Origin of the sequence: Marinobacterium stanieri (assembly GCF_900155945.1) — a bacterium.
Lineage (GTDB): Bacteria > Pseudomonadota > Gammaproteobacteria > Pseudomonadales > Balneatricaceae > Marinobacterium > Marinobacterium stanieri.
Map to the genome: position 1 here is coordinate 15,927 of NZ_FTMN01000014.1, position 16,357 is coordinate 32,283.

Annotated in this window: 15 protein-coding genes and 1 pseudogene; 2 read left to right on the plus strand and 14 right to left on the minus strand. The window is 50.5% G+C overall.

What is annotated here, in order from left to right; genetic code table 11:
- Positions 1-13: 13 nt before the first annotated feature.
- From BW956_RS21005 to rdgC, 12 genes are read right to left on the minus strand one after another with little or no spacing between them, the layout of a single operon-like run.
- Positions 14-601, minus strand: coding sequence for a hypothetical protein (locus BW956_RS21005; protein ID WP_076466235.1), 588 nt, complete (start codon positions 599-601; stop codon positions 14-16).
- Positions 598-1,233, minus strand: a complete 636-nt coding sequence (locus tag BW956_RS21010) for a hypothetical protein (protein ID WP_139327266.1) — start codon at positions 1,231-1,233, stop codon at positions 598-600. The genes BW956_RS21005 and BW956_RS21010 overlap by 4 nt, the downstream gene beginning before the upstream one ends.
- The gene (locus BW956_RS21015; RefSeq protein WP_083703185.1) at positions 1,178-2,215 is read right to left on the minus strand and encodes a type II secretion system F family protein; all 1,038 of its coding nucleotides are present in this window, start codon (positions 2,213-2,215) and stop codon (positions 1,178-1,180) included. The genes BW956_RS21010 and BW956_RS21015 overlap by 56 nt, the downstream gene beginning before the upstream one ends.
- On the minus strand, positions 2,212-4,020 hold the full coding sequence (locus tag BW956_RS21020) for a GspE/PulE family protein (protein WP_139327267.1): 1,809 nt from the start codon (positions 4,018-4,020) through the stop codon (positions 2,212-2,214). The genes BW956_RS21015 and BW956_RS21020 overlap by 4 nt, the downstream gene beginning before the upstream one ends.
- 10 nt (positions 4,021-4,030) lie before the next feature.
- A complete protein-coding gene (locus tag BW956_RS21025) occupies positions 4,031-4,834 on the minus strand; it encodes a hypothetical protein (RefSeq protein ID WP_076466245.1) in 804 nt (267 codons plus the stop codon).
- Between the two features lie 6 nt (positions 4,835-4,840).
- Positions 4,841-5,476: a type II secretion system protein gene (locus BW956_RS21030; protein ID WP_083703186.1), complete on the minus strand. Its 636-nt coding sequence runs from the start codon at positions 5,474-5,476 to the stop codon at positions 4,841-4,843.
- A gap of 21 nt (positions 5,477-5,497) precedes the next feature.
- Positions 5,498-6,529 (minus strand): type II secretion system protein, encoded by a 1,032-nt coding sequence (locus tag BW956_RS21035; protein ID WP_076466250.1) that lies wholly within the window; start codon positions 6,527-6,529, stop codon positions 5,498-5,500.
- A gap of 12 nt (positions 6,530-6,541) precedes the next feature.
- Entirely contained in the window at positions 6,542-8,299 is a 1,758-nt protein-coding gene (locus BW956_RS21040) for a type II secretion system protein GspD (protein WP_076466253.1), read from the minus strand.
- A complete protein-coding gene (locus tag BW956_RS21045; RefSeq protein WP_083703187.1) occupies positions 8,296-8,766 on the minus strand; it encodes a TcpQ domain-containing protein in 471 nt (156 codons plus the stop codon). Before BW956_RS21045 ends, BW956_RS21040 begins: the two co-directional genes overlap by 4 nt.
- Before the next feature lies 1 nt (position 8,767).
- Positions 8,768-9,328, minus strand: a complete 561-nt coding sequence (locus BW956_RS21050) for a toxin co-regulated pilus biosynthesis Q family protein (RefSeq protein WP_083703188.1) — start codon at positions 9,326-9,328, stop codon at positions 8,768-8,770.
- Positions 9,329-9,343: 15 nt separating this feature from the next.
- Positions 9,344-9,805 (minus strand): hypothetical protein, encoded by a 462-nt coding sequence (locus BW956_RS21055; protein WP_076466261.1) that lies wholly within the window; start codon positions 9,803-9,805, stop codon positions 9,344-9,346.
- 59 nt (positions 9,806-9,864) lie between these two features.
- Complete coding sequence (gene rdgC / locus BW956_RS21060; protein WP_076466264.1) at positions 9,865-10,779, minus strand: recombination-associated protein RdgC; 915 nt, start codon at positions 10,777-10,779, stop codon at positions 9,865-9,867.
- Between the two features lie 104 nt (positions 10,780-10,883).
- Between rdgC and dnaG the strand changes: the two genes are divergently transcribed.
- Entirely contained in the window at positions 10,884-12,899 is a 2,016-nt protein-coding gene (gene dnaG, locus BW956_RS21065) for a DNA primase (protein ID WP_076466267.1), read from the plus strand.
- Positions 12,900-13,123: 224 nt separating this feature from the next.
- Here the strand turns inward: dnaG and BW956_RS22955 are convergent.
- Both BW956_RS22955 and BW956_RS22355 read right to left on the minus strand, forming a co-directional pair.
- Positions 13,124-13,267, minus strand: a pseudogene (locus BW956_RS22955) (leucine zipper domain-containing protein); the annotation flags it as partial.
- A gap of 820 nt (positions 13,268-14,087) precedes the next feature.
- Positions 14,088-15,725, minus strand: coding sequence for a hypothetical protein (locus tag BW956_RS22355; RefSeq protein ID WP_139327268.1), 1,638 nt, complete (start codon positions 15,723-15,725; stop codon positions 14,088-14,090).
- Positions 15,726-15,952: 227 nt separating this feature from the next.
- Between BW956_RS22355 and BW956_RS22820 the strand changes: the two genes are divergently transcribed.
- On the plus strand, positions 15,953-16,285 hold the full coding sequence (locus BW956_RS22820) for a DUF4113 domain-containing protein (protein WP_139327273.1): 333 nt from the start codon (positions 15,953-15,955) through the stop codon (positions 16,283-16,285).
- The last annotated feature ends 72 nt before the right edge of the window (positions 16,286-16,357 follow it).

Below are 16,357 nucleotides of genomic sequence, written 5' to 3' on the forward strand. Positions count from 1 at the left end.
TACCGTCTTCCAGTCAGTCAATCTGATTTATCAAGCGATGCCAGTAGTAGGTGGCAAAGACTCTGTCGGCGATCCGTGTAGGCGGAGCCGGATCCGGGGATCCTGCACCTGCTTTGATCACCTCGATGTTCCAGGGCTGGCGATCAATCCAGACGATGACCTGCTCGCCGTCTGGATGCTTGAAAATGTCGAACAATGCATCACGCTGGCGCACATGCTGAACACTGGCTTGCAGGGGCTGTGCTTTGGGTACCACGTTGGCTAATGTCAGTGTGTGTGGAACGTACTGATTGCCTTCCACTAGCATGGCCAGGAGCTTTACCTTCCCAGTCGGAGTTACAACAATCCGATCGATATACCCCCAGACTTGCTGATATGGCTGGGTTTCTGGCTGCTCCGGAAATGCTCGCCATGACCAATAAATGGCATCCCGTGCCAGGTAGGTTTTTTCAACCAGAGTGTCGAAACCAAGTAAGCGGCTGACCTCCGGGGTCACGAGCGTCTTCGCTACAGCACCGATCATCAGCAGGGAAGCCAGCGAGAGAGTGCCAACCCAGATGCGGGGGTGCTCATACCTCACTTGATCAAGCCACGCCCTCATCCGCAGTATCCTTTCACGACAGCTTCAGACTCAGGGCCAGCGACGACCACGGAACAGCGCTGAACAGCTTTCAGTGTTGTTTTGACTGGACCTTCCACTGTGTTAATGAAGACACCTGGCAGTGCCTGCCCTACCTGCACATAGATACCGTTCAGAATCGCGGCATTCGGCATGATTGATTGGATCCGAATACTGGCGGCGACAGCCAGCAGAGGATCCGGTTGGATTACAGGTTCAGGTGCCGGCACAGGCTCAGGCGCCGGTGTACTGACCACGGGCTTAGGGGCTGGCATTGGCCTAAAAGCTTTATCAATGCTGATCTGTCTTGGCTGGATACCCGGCCCATCCGGATTGACTGCAATCGGGTGCAACGTAGCAACGTCCGCGTTAAACCGGTTGGCTGAATAGTTCGAGTTTTCGCCCAGAATTGGGACTGTCTGCAGGTGCTCAGTCACCCTGTTTCCCATGCCCCAAAGAGCAAAATAGGCAACCAGCAAAGCCCCCAGTAACAGCCACTTCCTGTTTTGCGGGGATAATGAATTTACCGCTTCTTTGTACGTCACAATTCTTTCCTGATTACAGCTGTTTTTGGACTTCGTGCAGGGTTTGTCCCATCTGGTAGAAGTACGCAAGCAATGGAATCATTAGCAGTGCTGCCGATATCGCCATCGCAGCGGTGTTAGCCCAGGTCAGCACCCGCTTCATCGAACGCATGCCACCGCGGATCATGCTGTCAGATGCGCGCCGCATCTGAGCATCAACCTCACCTGTTTCCTCAGCGACGGCAAAAGCGACAGGCAGGTAAAATGGCCAGTCTCTGCGGGGGTCATTAGGTTCAGTTCGCTTTGGATCTGAAGCTGCAGCCATACCGCTTTCGATCCCTGCTTCCATGAGTTCAACACCGGTATGGAGTGCTTGAGGGAGGGCATAAAGCGAGTGCATCAAGGCCGTTCCGGTACCGATACCAGCTCCGGTCATCATGGATAGATAGCGTGCAAATAGTCCGAAATAGAGCTGGCGAAGTGCAGGACCGATTAAAGGCAAGCTGCAAGCGGTACCCAGTGCGGCATCGCGGTTTTGCGGAGATTTGAACCACATTAAAACCAGTGCAATCGCGCCCCCCGTTACCGTGATTACAACAGTGTGATATTCCGAAAGAGCCATTTGCATCCACTTAGCAACCTCCAATACCGGGTTAGTCGAGGTGCTTGGGAGATTCTCAGCCAAGGTCGGAATAACAACAGCCATAAAGTACACAAAGGCACCAATACCACCGCAAACGATTAGCAGCGGATAGAGAAGTTTTGATGCCATTTCCCGGAGTTGCTTTTGTAGCTGACATGTCTCTTCGATCTGCTCAAAAACATTGGGTAGCGTTCCCGCAATTTCCCCTGCTTCAATGAGCTTAATCATCTGAGCAGGCCAAAGATCCTGCATGGCAAATGACAGTGGATGGCCCTGACTGATGCTATGAGCAGCTTCCCGCCAGGCTTCAGCATGACGCGGCTGTAACCACTCCATACGAGTAACAACATCTGACAAGGGGATACCGGCTCGAAGCTGGTCCCCCAAGAATCCAGCGGCATCTTCCAGTTGGTGAAGTGACATCGTCATATCATTACGTCCCCCACTTCAATCTTGCCTTCACGAACCAGTTTCACGGCTTCAGACAAAAGGGTTGTGTTACGAAACTTCGCCACATCAGTGAACGTCATGTTGGGTGACAACAAGGTGTCTTTTACCCTTCGAGTCACGAGTAGGGGCTCAATTACGGGGATGCGGCCGGAGAAGCCTCGCTCACAATTTTCACAACCATGTTTGTTGTGCTCACGGACTTTCTCTGGGATTTGAATTTCTTCGCCCATCATGCCCGCGTAGTAATCCAAGGAGGCTTTTTCTGCCTCTGTTGGTTCTCGCACAGTGCTACATTCGTGGCACAACTGGCGAACCAGGCGCTGGCTAAGAATGAGAGAAAGAGATTCAACAAGCGTGAACCAGCGATCATGATCAGCAAGGGTCATCAGCTCCTTGACCGCAAGCACTGTGTCATTGGCGTGTAGGGTGGATAGAACCAAATGACCTGAGGAAGCTGCGCGTACCACTGTATGCGCGGTCTCACGATCACGAATCTCACCTACACCAATAACATCTGGATCATGACGCAGCATGGCTCGCAAAGTTTTAGCAAAACCACCCTCTTTAACGGAGGTTTGCTCTACACCTTCAAGCCAGCGTTCAACAGGTTGTTCAACCATCAATCGCTTACGACTATCGCCAAAGATGCGGCGATGAAGCTCCATGATACCGCCCAGCGTGGTCGATTTACCGGTGCCTGTAGGACCGGTTATAAGGATCAAACCCCTTGAAAGCTGGGTCGCACGTTTGAGTTCGTGAATGACCTCTTGTGGAACCGAGATTTTTTCAAGATCTACAGCACCTAAAACACGGGGAAGCAAACGTAACGAGATAGAAATCTTTTCACGTTCGCCAGTAGAAGAGTCCTGCTCCAGGGGGATAAAGCTGGCACGAATAAAGAACTCTCGGTCACTGGCCCGGAACACCATCTGGCCATCTTCCGGGTCACGCATTTTGGATCGATGCGGGTTGGCGCCGGTTAGCATGGTCAGCTTGTTCAAAACCTGACTATCCATACCGGCTTCAATTCGTTTTCGACCAGCTAGCTCTACCAGTTCACCGTCTTTACGAAACAGGATTTGGTATTCACCACGGACAGGGACAAAGGCAATATCGGTAATATCATTGTCTGCTCCCATAGTGAGAATGCGAGCAAGCTCTTTTTCGTGCGCTTCTCGCGCCTGATTGACACTCCAAACCTGTAGCGTGTCATCCAATTCTGAATCGTCATCACGCTCATGCCGTTCGAGGCGATCACTGATAGAGATTTTGTCGGAAGTCAGTGCTGCTGTTAGGTTGACGCCCTCGTCCTGGGCTAGCTTGTAAAATGGGCACCGGTTACGTTCATGCCGTCCAAGTTGCTCCCACTTATCGAGTTCATTCAGGTCAGCAAATACCAGGAACGGCTGCTCTGCCGTGGCATCTTCAAGCACAATCGCATGCAGATCAGTTCCTCGCTTGTAAACGGCATGGTTTCCCAGCGAAGCATGGTCAGTCAGTCCTTCTAGTGTCTGGAAGAATGGCCTGGCCTGCTGGACTGCAAGTACCTGTTCCTTGATGCGGCGTACCTTTGGGTAACGCTGAGACAACCGCTCAAGGATTGGGGTATTCGAGGATTCATCAAGCACTGTCAACGCATTGCTGGGCAGGTTTGCCATCTCCACAGCGATTTCACCCGACAGCTTTCCAGCATACTTAATGCAGTCTTGCGCATGCTTATGAGCAGTTGGTGGCGCGACTTCCTCGCTCCATCCCCACTGCATTAGTAATGTTGCCTCAGACACTCGTAAATCCTCAGTTCGGCAAGTCGTAGAACACGGTTGTATAGAATGGGTTGCCGTCTGCTTTAAGCAGCGGAAGCCTGGCTTGCAGTGCTATACGCGAGTCACTTAACTGTCGATATCGCACTGGGTACCCACCTGCTACCGAAAAGATTTCATCGCAGTTCAGGGGTATTCCTTCATAGCTTTTTTCGCCACGGCAATTGTTAGACGCAGACACGCCAACAGCGCTGGCTAAGCTCAGGGTGCCGCCGCCATCGTCTGGCCACTCGCCATTGGCTGAGTAATAACGCCCCCATTTATCCAACAAGTTCTCAAGCTGGTGAGTCTGTTGAACCATCCAGGGAGTCATTTGGAGACGAGGATCGGTTATATGCCATCGCGCACCAGGTGCAGCACACCAATCCACGGCATCGGAAAAGGCGGTATCACCGCACTGGTTATCCGCCAGAAAACTATCGGTATCAAAACCATTGCTGGCACCAGACCAGAAGGTCGGGCTAAGACTAAAAATGATTCCGCGCTGGAACTGCCAAACACCGTCATTTATCAGGTTTGTGACGGCATAGCCGCTCCAGTCGCGATTGCCCGAAGTTCGCAAATGTTCGAAGCCTTCAGTTGCCACTAAGGTGTCAAAGTCTGCAGGTAGTACCGTTGACGTTTGACTCCACTGTTCTATCCCCCGGCCAAGACGCTGCGTAACCAATGCCTGGCGCTTCTGATTCCAGGTATTGGTAAGCTCGGCCAGGTCTGCCGCTCTGTTTTCCAGAGCGACGGCTAACCACGTAAACAGCGCAATCAACAACAGGGACCACACGTCTGTTTATCCTTGGAAAATCAGAGTGATGTCAGTTGCACCTGAAGACGGCGCGGTAAATCGCAGGTTCGGATCAGTGGTGTCTTCAGCAGTCGGGAAGCTTGTCGCATTAGCTGCACCGGTAGCAGAAGACATCTTGTTATAAAGCGGCAGGGCCACTTCAACCGGAACGCCTGCATAGGTCACTGTCAACGGATCAGTACCACCACCGGCCAGTGTTACCGCGTAGCCAGCCACGTCATAAGCACCAGATCCGCCGGTTGCAACTTTGCTCATCGGAATGACACCTGAGTTTTGGTAGCAGCGTTCATTATCAGTGGCCACACCATCGTCACCGACTTCGCCACGGAAAATGACATTCAGTGCATTACCGCTGTTTGCCGTAGTCAGGAGGGTCGTGCTGGTAATAGTTGAAGAAGTGCCACAGCTTCGGTTTATCTGATACCAGGCGCTAGATGTTTTCTGTGCCGTTTCAGACAGAACCAAGCCTCTCGCGGTGTGAGTACCAGCACCACCAAGGAATTCAGCACTAAGGGTGGCCAGGACACCAATCATGATGATGACAATTACCAGCTCAACAAGCGTAAAACCGCTTTGCCGGGATTTTTGCATCATGCTCAGGTTCATGGATGTACGTTTCATTAGGGTCAACTCCAAGGTCGATTACAGTGTGATTACGATGTTGAAGGGGTCGGAGCCGGCTGGATCGAGTCCAAGGCTTACGGCACGGTGCAACCGCAAGGCTGCATAGAAAACGGGCTCAGTTGATGAGGTGGCCGGTACGTAGTCGCGGCAATACTCGACAATGGCACCCCAGGCTGTGACGCCGTACTCAGCTCGGCTAAGGCCTAGCCAGGGAAGCACATTGTTTGTGGTCTCAGACAAGTCATACCAACCGTCTCTGCACCCTTGGTTGGTGGCTTCATTTGCACCCGCCAGGTTATTCGCCCCTGTAGGGAAGGGGTCGGGATAAAAATTGTCAGTAGAGTTAGCAGCTGCTTGAAGGCGGCTGGCATTGTTCCAGTTGGCTAAGGCCGAGCGTATTTTCTGGATACGTCGATAGGTCTCGGCCATTCGGGCTTTTTGAATGGGTAATGTCGAAATGAATACTGCGCCAAAATCATCACCTGCAGGTTCCCAAGTGTTGTAGTTGGCAGTCGTCAGAACGGGAGTACTTGCGTCTCCATACCGGGCATTGGTGTTGCAGCCGGTATCAGCCAATGGGCAGGTAGTCTGATAGATCACGCCAAAGTCGTATCTCAGCTCTACCAGGTCGCCGGTTTGCATGGCAAAAGGCACTTCCTGAATCATGCTGCTCAACATCTGGTATTTACGGATACGCTGAGAGGCGTACCCATCCGTGTTGATTTCGTTAGCTGCGAGCCCTGCCTGACGAAACAACATCATCAGCTGCTCAGATTCACTTCCCACGTCTGGAGTGGGATCAATCAAGGTGTTGAAGAAGTCATCACCGGTATACGGTGCCGGCAGGCGCCCTTGTGCTGAATTCAGGCGGACATGTTCCATCATTGCACCTGCCGCGCGCTCCAAGGAAAGCATGGTACGGCTGCGGTACTCCTGACTTTGTGCAGTATTCAGCAGAGATAGACTGGGTGCGATCACTACTGTCAGAACCCCCAACAGGAAGATCGACAAAACCAGTTCTAAAAGGGTAAAGCCCTGTTGACGGTTCATGCCCTACCCCAATCAGTGACGGTTTACTTTGACCTGAAGGGCAAAGTAATACGTTGTCGTTGTTTGGTTATTGGACTTAACCCCGAAGATGCCCCCCATCGGACCTGACTTGCCGGGGATACCAGACTCGTTCAGACGGTCGGTAGTCTCCTGATGACCGCCCAATACGATCAAGTCACCATCGCGCAGCAGCACTTCTGAAACCTGTCGGTATTGGGTCTCAATCGGTACTTCTGTTTCCTGAACGTAGACACCACCGGTAGTGGTATTGAGCGCCTGTTTGAAGTTTTGGGTACCTGTTTCCAGAGTCTGATCCAGCGCGATCTGAGCACGGATCAAGCCTGTTTCGACGTCATAACGGGGGTTAATGCGAAGATTGGTACCGAACTCAATGGGTACCAGGCTGTTTTGTGTACCTACAGTGCTACCACCTTCCGATGCAGCTGTAGTCTGGCTGGAAGTCTGATAACGACGAGTCGTTACACGCGAAAATTCACCAGGTACACCGGACGTTGTTGTTAGCATGGGACGCTGCACAACAGACACTTTACCCACTGACTGAAGGTAAGCGTTGAACAGCTGAAGGCTATCGTTGAGACCGGTAACACCAAACACTGTGTCAGCGATAGCACCAGGTGCAGCGATATTCGGTAAACCATTACCGGATGTAGGCAGACTGACAGTCAAACCACCCAAAGCGTTGTTTGCCAGAGAGAAGCCCCACTTATCCGCGACCGTTGCGAACGCCTGCAGATCAATGCCTTCGCTGTGAGCATCATCGGATGACACCATCACAATTTGCCCTTCAAAGGAGATGTCGGTGTTATACATGTCCTTTACACGCTCGAAATACTGGTCAAGCGACGCCAAAATCCAATGTGGTGCTTGAACGGTAACGGCGCCCGTCTCCGGGTTAATAGCGAAGTGACCGATTTGCTTCTTGGTGTACCGGCCATTCTCACCCATACCTTGTGCTTGAACTGCCTGAGCCAGCGGCGGGAGCCCTGGAGCCGGATAAGCTTCACTACCCGCTGCCATAGCTGTTTTCTGGTCACTTGGCATAACAACCGTCAAACGCGCGCGCATTTCTTTCCGCAAGCTTGCCCAGAAGTCATCTTGTGATTGCACACCGTTATCACCGGAGAATTCTGAACTTGAGCCGTCATCAGAATCACTATCGGTACTGCTATCTGAACTGCTGGATTCGGTGTCAAAGTCATCATCACTGATAGAAGATGATGAACTGCCTGAGTCACTCGTATTGAATGCCGTGGTGCGATTACCCAGATTCAGATACCAAGTGCGAGACGGAAGGGACTTGATAATGACAGTACGCGTGACCGGATCTGCTTCGAAGTCAAGATCCAGAGGAGCCAGCATCATTCGCAGCGCTGCATCAGCGGTAGTCGCATTGATGCTAAAGCCGGTATACATGTACTGATCCAAGGGCAGCGTACTGGTGATATTTATCCCCTGCTCTGCCATCGATCGAACCATTGAAGACAATGGTGTGGGCTCCAGCACTCGTGCACCTTTGTAGCGAATTTTTCTCAACCAGGCGCTATCAGCTTCACCTGTTGCTACACGCTTCACTGGAAGATAGTTAGAACGAACCACTTCAACGCGGGAGCGTTTGGTGTAAGGCTCCATCAAGCGCTGAGAAGCATTCATCTGATCGCGTTCAATACTCTGGCTTTGGGTTTTAATACCACTTTGCATGCAGCCGGCCAGGGACAGCGCAATTACGGCAGTTGCTGCTGTACGCATCATCGGCCCTCTTTTGAAACGATGAGATAAGGAGGCTGCTGATCGGGCAGCAACTGAACGAAGTAAGGGACATCAGGCGGAAGGGCATCAAACAGCTGTGAAACTGCGTCTACAAACGTCCCTGCACGCACGGTCATAGGACCTTCCGTTACCAGGTCTTCGTTTTCGCCGGCTTTCCAGTGCATGTGCCAGCCTTCTTGTTGGCTCCACTGGCCCAAACGAGCGCGCAAGCTATCACCCGGCATCATGTGCCATTCACGACCAAGCTTGGCTTCGGTCTTCGTGCGTGGCATCTCTGCGCTGGGAGCAATATACGGGCGGTCATGGCGTACAAACTGTCCGGACGCACCTGAGCCGCTTTCCCCGGTAGAGAAAAACGGCATGCTTTCGATCGATGTGTTACCGGCGCATCCGGCAAGACCAATGGCCATTGAAGCAGCCAGGGCGAGTTTTATCGGAGATGAATTCATGCTATCGAACCACTACTGTCCGGTTTGAATAAAATTGAGGTTCCAGGTCACTACCGGCAGCACGCAGAGACAGGAACAGCTGTTCAGCTGCCATATCAAACTTACCGATGAACTGAGCGGATACTTGAGGGGTCAGGTCGTCTTCGCTATCCCAAACGACCGTCCAATTGCTCTGGCTGGCCCAGCTTTGCAGCTGGCCCTTTAAGGACATTCCAGGTTGGATTGACCATTTTTGTGAAACCACGATGGTTTTACCGTCACGCTCTGATGTAACTGGTAAACCTTGGGTCATTGCTTTGACGATCGCTTCTGGAGAACCCTTAAGGGCGCCTCCTTGGTAATCCCATTCACGCTCTGCGTTGTAGGAAAGTGTGAGACCCATTTCGCGGGTAACATGGCTTAATGCAATTTTCAAAGTGCCTGCCGGTGCTTCTACCCAATAGGCATCAACCTCGACCACGCGATCTGGTAATGCAGACCTGCTGCTAAATGAGACAACGTCAGTCGGAACACACCCGGTCGCCAATACAACTAACACACCAAAGCCAAGCATTCGTTTCATGTTCAATTTGCCCTCTTAGCTCGGCTCGGCGCCTACGACACCATTACGATAAATCGCAATGCGTCCGGATTGACCTGAAATGTTCAACACTTGAGCCAGCGCTTCTTCCCGCGAGTTCGCGTAAATGATTTTGGGCTTATCCAAAACGAATGGGCTCAACTGCCACACCCCTTTTCGGTACCCCAAGCGGCGCGCCAAGTTGTCGAACTGCTGTTCGATGTCGCCTGATTCCAGTGACACCTCAACGGCATAGCCCTCCAATACAGACGACTTCGAAATGCTGGCTGCTTTAGCCTTTTTAGGCTGATCTGAACCGGTATTCGCGAATTCGCCCCACTGACGCTCTGTCATGTGCTGATGTCGCAATTCCATCTCTGACAGAGATCGTTCCAAGCCTCCAATGGGTGAGATCGGCTCGGCCTGGACAATGACGGGCAAAGTCAGGAGTGCAATGCATGAAAATAGTGAATAGTTCATATTGGTATACTATACAGAATGAAAGTGCATTTCGTAAACAACTATGGATTTGAGCTAGATCACTGAACCGGAATGGTTTCAACGCGGGTCACGAGGTCGCTTAATTCACTCAGCCAAATAAGCCCCTCTGCTTCTTTGGCAGCCGCTACATCATCGTGCTTTTCACGCTCTTCTTTGAGTTGATCCTTGCAGACAGGCTTCAAATCGATTTGCGAAAGAACTAATGCGGAGGAAACTTGAAAGCTGACGCCAGACTCTTTCACTCTCAGTTTCACTTTCTGAACAGACTTGCCGCCATGCAGGTGCTCTCTAACCTCGGCGGTCTCGACAGGCTGCTTTCTCAAGGTGGCACTTGACGCTTCCTGCCCTTTCAGTTGCATGTCTTCGCCCACCTCGAACCCAAACTCATCAGCAGCTGATGGCGTAGCGACCCACTGGGTCAGAGTCATTTCTAAGGTTGGTGGAAGTTCAGGACTAAACGGGATGGATACCCCCTGTGTGCTAAGGGCTTGATTCAGCTTACTTACTGCAAAGTCAGCATCTGCAGGAACACTAGACATCACGTACAAGCGGCTTTTTGATAGCTCCAGCGCCAGCTTGATGTACTGTTCGTGTGGATCGATGTCTTTCAGCATCTCAGCCCGAACTTTCTCTCGCAGCTCATCTCGTGCCACTTTGTCCAGGCGAATCCCATCCGCCTTCTCCTTTTTGGCTATCTCTGCCTTCCAAGCACGGGACAACTTAGTCTTTTTGATCTTTTTGTAGTCGCGACGAATATTCATAAGCGCAAAGTCCTTCAGGATCATCAGCTGATCGCTGCGCTCATCAAATTCATCGACCCCGGTAAAACCCCATGACTCTTCAGCAGCAGCACTGCATTCTTTGAACGTGAGCTTTGATAAAACCTCTCGCAACCCCGATACATCAATCGTTCCATCATAGTCAGCAAATATGACTCGTTTTGGGATAATCAACGAATATTTCCTCTTGGCTAGCCAGAACGGGCGCCTTGATAGGTTAATTTTTCGTATCAGTATATAATATGAATTATCACAATCAATCGGAGTCGGAGTCAGGCATGAGCGATTCATCCTCACTGATCCCCCAAGACTTTCTGGATGACCTGCAACAACGGATGCCAATTGATCAGTTGGTCTCGCGGAAATACGGTGTCTCATTCAAGACAGTCGGCAAGAATAAAGTTGCTAAATGCCCCTCCCCGGTACACGAGGACAAAACACCAAGCTTTAACGTCACTCAAGACGGGTCTACTTGCCGTTGCTGGGGGTGTGAGCTCAAGGGAAACGTCTTCCAGGTTGTAATGGATTTGGAAAAGGTCCCATTCCCAAAAGCTGTAGAGATTGTTGCGAATGAAGCAGGTGTTGAAATGCCTCAGCGCCGGCAAGGTAAAGCTTCACAGCACAAAGACACTCTGGCAGAGATCATGTCCCGCGCCAGCATGCACTTTCAGCAAAACCGCAACTCTCAAGCCAATCCAACCATTCAAGAAATGATCAAGGCACGAGGCCTGCAACCTTCGACTTTGAGTACATTTGGCATTGGAGTGGCCAAGGATGAGTGGCGAGATCTGGCCGATCGCTTCGGAGGATATGCGCGAGCAAGGCTCATGAGTGATGCTGGCTTGGTGGTCTACAGTCCCAAAACGGATACTGAAAAAGCCAAACTATACGATTTCTTCCGCAATGGTTTGGTGTTCCCGGTACGTGATGAGCGGGGGCAAACTGTTACCTTCGCACGAAGGGCTCCGGATGGAATGAAGCCCAAATACTTGAACGGACCTGACACAGCCCTGTTTCACAAGAGTCATACATTGTACGGGTTGTATGAAACACTGCAGGTTAACCGCTCCCCTGATCGCATCGCCATCGTTGAAGGCTACATGGATGTGATCGCCATGCACCAGGCAGAACTACCCTATTCGGTAGCACCTATGGGTACCGCTATCACGGATACGCAACTGGCGAAGGTGCTTAGGCATACCGATGAAGTCGTTTTTTGTTTTGATGGCGATAAGGCTGGCATTACAGCAGCTAAACGTGCTCTGGAAGTCGCCCTACCCTTCATCAACGACCAACGCCGGTTCCGATTTTGCCTACTCGATAACGATCAAGATCCCGATACACTCATTCGCAGCCAAGGAACGGAGGCTTTCGCGAATCGTTTGGAAACTTCCATGCCTCTGAGTCAATTCGTGTTCCGAACACTCATGGATGGTGTTAAGACAAACGACCGTGAAGGACTGGTGTCTGTAGCAGCTGAGTTTTCGGAGCTGGTTAACCAGGTACCGCCCTGTTTATTCAAAGATGACTTGATTGCCCGATTCCAGCAACTGACTGGTATCAACCTCATCCCGTCACCCAATATTGAAGTCACCGTAAGTGAATCGCTTGGAACAGAAAAGCTTGCTCAACTCTCAGACCAGGTGCGTACTCATTTCGCCAATGCAGCTGGTATCGAGCGATCATCTGTTGCTGTGAACATCTCATCAGTCCGCTTCACGCCCGACCTGCAGGATCGATTTAGTAATGCAAAGAGTCTGGCTGGTCACTCATTGCCGGCAGGCGCCAGTAACGAAGAGAAGCTTCAAGCCATGAAGCAATTCATGGAACATGTGCTGGCGAACACAAGCTTGTCCGCTAAGCACTCATCAGGCTTGCCCATGGTTCAGTTGCTCAAAGATGCGCTCGTGGCCTCAGATCCTGGCAGCGTCGAGGATCGACTGGCGAAGCTTGCGAGAAACCAGTTGCAGGATTATATGCGCCAGCCGCAAACGGCTGAACAGCTTCATCAAATGGCTTCAGAGGTGAACCGTATTGGCAGCCTGGCGCGCCATATCGTGAAGAATGCGCCCATTTCAGGACAGGCTGTGTCCCATACGATGACCCGTTTCGAGCATAATTTGGGGCAAAACTTAAAAGGTTTGGCGAACCTGCTGTCATTTGCTCCGACTTCCATATCCAGCCAGCAGTTTCAGTCAGGTCTGCAGAAGGTGATGGAAGCTCGCTTGGAGATGAAAAAAGAAATAGAAGGTTTATATCAACCGATGAATTCAGCTTCTATATCGCCACGATAGATAATGAGGTGTCCCAGGAACCGAGTCACGGGACACCTACGCCCCTATCCTTTTTCAATATGTAGAAAATATTTTCAAATTTCAGTTTTTACAAAAAAGCCCCGGTAAGTGAAGAAAAGCTTTCCTACAGCAATGTCCCTTACCACATAGTCATTTATTTGCAACCATAACATACCAACTTCAACACAAGGGGTTTTGCAGATCCCCAATTCATTGAGTACACTTCAAACTGTATATTTATCGCAGTACAGCTGTTTTTGAATCAACTCAATCCACTGTTTCGGCATCTGCCTCGGTGAGGCATGGGGACGGCTGGATGCTGACTCAAGACCAGCCTCACCAGCCTCTCGATAACGAGCAAGCCACTTGTATACGGTGTGCGTGTGATACCAAAAGTGCTGGCAATGTCTCGCACCGGCTGCTGCTTACGGAGGGCTCGATCAACGGTCAGGGCTCGAATACGAGGCGTAGTCCGGGTATTCTTGTGAGGGTTGTTCATATCGATTGTTCTATGCTGTTTGTTTGGCTATAACCAGCATCTCGAACTTAACCGGCGTGAACAACCTCTTTAGCACCTACAACTAGTCATGATCTGTGTTGTGACGGTATTCACCTGACAGTCAACCGCTAATACAACAAGTGGTCTCAGTGCCTACTGTTTGCTATGCGATGCTATCGCTTCACATTTTTCGCTTAATGGCGCGGCCAGGACGATAGGTGTTTCTACCAGACTCGCTATACGTGCATATTTCATCAGTGCGGGAGTATGTATCCACGTTTCTTGTATGTTCCCATTGGTTCCCGTGAAGATACTTGCTGCTATGAACGTTGAACCGGTAATGAACGACAACCTCGCTGCAATCATAAAGTTCTCCAGTATAGGGATCTCTGATCTCGTCATTAAAGTCAATTAGTCGCCCTTCTAACCTAAACTTGTCCAGCTGATTACCACTAGTAACTCGGTCTTTGATACGGCTCTCATGAATCGTCTTTACCATCGACCTAATATCTCTTTCGAGGTCATCGAGTACCGACTGATCAATGGTAGACGAGGAGGAGGTATTGGCTTGGGAAGCCGCTGGAATTGAGGTAACTTCTACACAGCCAACGCTGATCAAACACATCGAAACAATTATTCCGAACCTGGTCATCCTGACATCCTTCCATATGAATCAATTAGCTGTTCGTTCACAATCTCGGCTTAGCCGATCGTGCGTGTTTAGCTTGCTCAAGCTCACGGCGAATGACTTTGCTGGCATAAGACTTTTGCTTCTCCCATACATGGGCTGCCAGAGATTGATGATCAAATGTCTGTACTGTCATTCGTCTGATCGTGCCGTCATCGTTAGATGATATTGAGTACGAAATTGACTGGTAACACATAATTGAGGGAAAGAGGTTTTGAGTGATCTTCTGATCAGAGAGCAGGCCTTGTGCTGATCGATTATCAAACCAATTATAATGTGCCTCAATGCTTGCCCCGAAGGGCTCAATACCCGGAAGCGTTTTCGGCTTACAGCGATTCAGCATAGTATCTGGCATGAGCAAGCCATCTGAATCGAAATGCCATGTCAATGTTTGAGAGCGCCCTTTAAGTTGCTCGGAGGATGGCTCACCCAGACTGTCAAGAATGGCTCGGGTATAGGTATCCACCAACGGAGCTTTACCTGGTGCAGGTCTAAATGACCGTTGCATGGCGATGATTGAATCGCGATCAGAGGTACCTGTGTAAGCAGCCAATACATCTTCATGAGCCTCAGGATAATTTTCTGCCGGCCAAGCGACGACTTGCACTGTACCTTCTAATGGCATGACCGGAAGAGCAAATCTGGGTGCAGTACTTTGTGACTCATTTGAAGCTGAATACAGCTTCAGGGGAGCATCTGAAAGTTGCAGAAGATTATTTATAGAATCACCTAACCCGACACCGAGTACTTTGATTGGGCTCGTATTGGCAGGAGTGACTTTCTCAGCCCCAATAGACCTGTTAAAGCTAATTGTATTAGGTAAATTCTCAATATCACCTTTGAGCAAAAGTCTTCCTTCTGAAAGACCTAATTTAACACTTCCGTCACGACACTTGCCTCTGTAAGCGAACGCATCAAATGACTGAGCGCCTTTAGGTGTGGTGGGGGAAATCACCCACGCACAGGTATTCATTGCGCCATGAGTTTCCAGCTTGCCACCCATTTCCGTGAGAGTTAGCTCAAGTGGTACCTTTCGTTGAAAGGGACCATCTGTTGAAGGCACTGACGCAAGCCACACCCCTTCAGCCTCATTGGTAGCGGTGAGCAAAACGGCTTTATTGCTCGAAGCTGATGAAAAAACTGAATGCTTCTGATTGGGCTGGGCAGTGGAACTGCCTGAAAATGTGTTGCCACTGGCAACACTGGAAAGATTGATCTCTGTGCATTGTGGTGTATCAACTGTGCCGGATAACTCGGTTCCGGGACCATTCATTTGAACCCTAAAGCCAACCATTGAATAGCCATTAGGGCGCTCAAGCCAAGCTATAGGGGTAAGTTGATAGGACAATTCAGATGTCTTTGAAATCTTAAGTGTATAGCTACCTTGAGCAGCATTGTGCTTACCGGGAAGGTTGCCAAAGCTAAACTCAGCATTGCCAGACAAGCCATTAAAGCCAACAACCTTTAGAGTGGCAGCTGTAAGGCCCTGCCCACATTTATATGAACCCGCCCAGGTACCCGCAAGTGAGTCTGAGCTGGCGTGTAGAGAAGAGGAGCACAGCACAGCAAGTGATCCGGTAAGCCCGGTAAGGATACAAAGCGTAGTCATGGCAGGTTTGTGGGAAAAATTTCCACTCATAGGTTGTAGTTCCTTTTATGGGGGCTGAACCAACACACAAAAAAAGGTGTAGTGTTGATAAAGGGGAACACGACTCATTATTAGTAATAATGCGTGTCAGTCAACCCGAGTACTCAATGGGAATTCATTCTGCGTATTTGAATGGAAGGTGAAACAGATAGGAGGAGAAGACGTCAACCTGGCAACCGTAGACGGCCGCCCATGCACGATCGTCCAGCTACAAGGATATACCAATACCAACTGACGATACTCGGGACTTAGTCGAAGCGGCTATACGGTTGTTGAAAGCGTCTTGGCGTGATGGATACCGATACATGAAGGGGGGCATCATGCTATCCGACTTCTATGAGCCTAACGTTTACCAGCCAGGCCTGTTCGATCAATCCAGCTCCAGGCCCAATTCGAAGGCTCTGATGTCAGTGATCGACCAGATTAACTGTAGTGGTAAAGGCAAAGTATTCCTTGCTGGTCAGGGTACTCGGAAGGAGTGGTCAATGAAGCGGGATTATCTATCACCTGCCTATACAACCCGGTGGAGCGATATTCCTGTTGTCAGGTAAGTCTACCTTTGGCGTATCGTTAACCTGTAACGTAAGCGTCTGGCGAACCCATCTTGAGCCACCGGTCGTCCA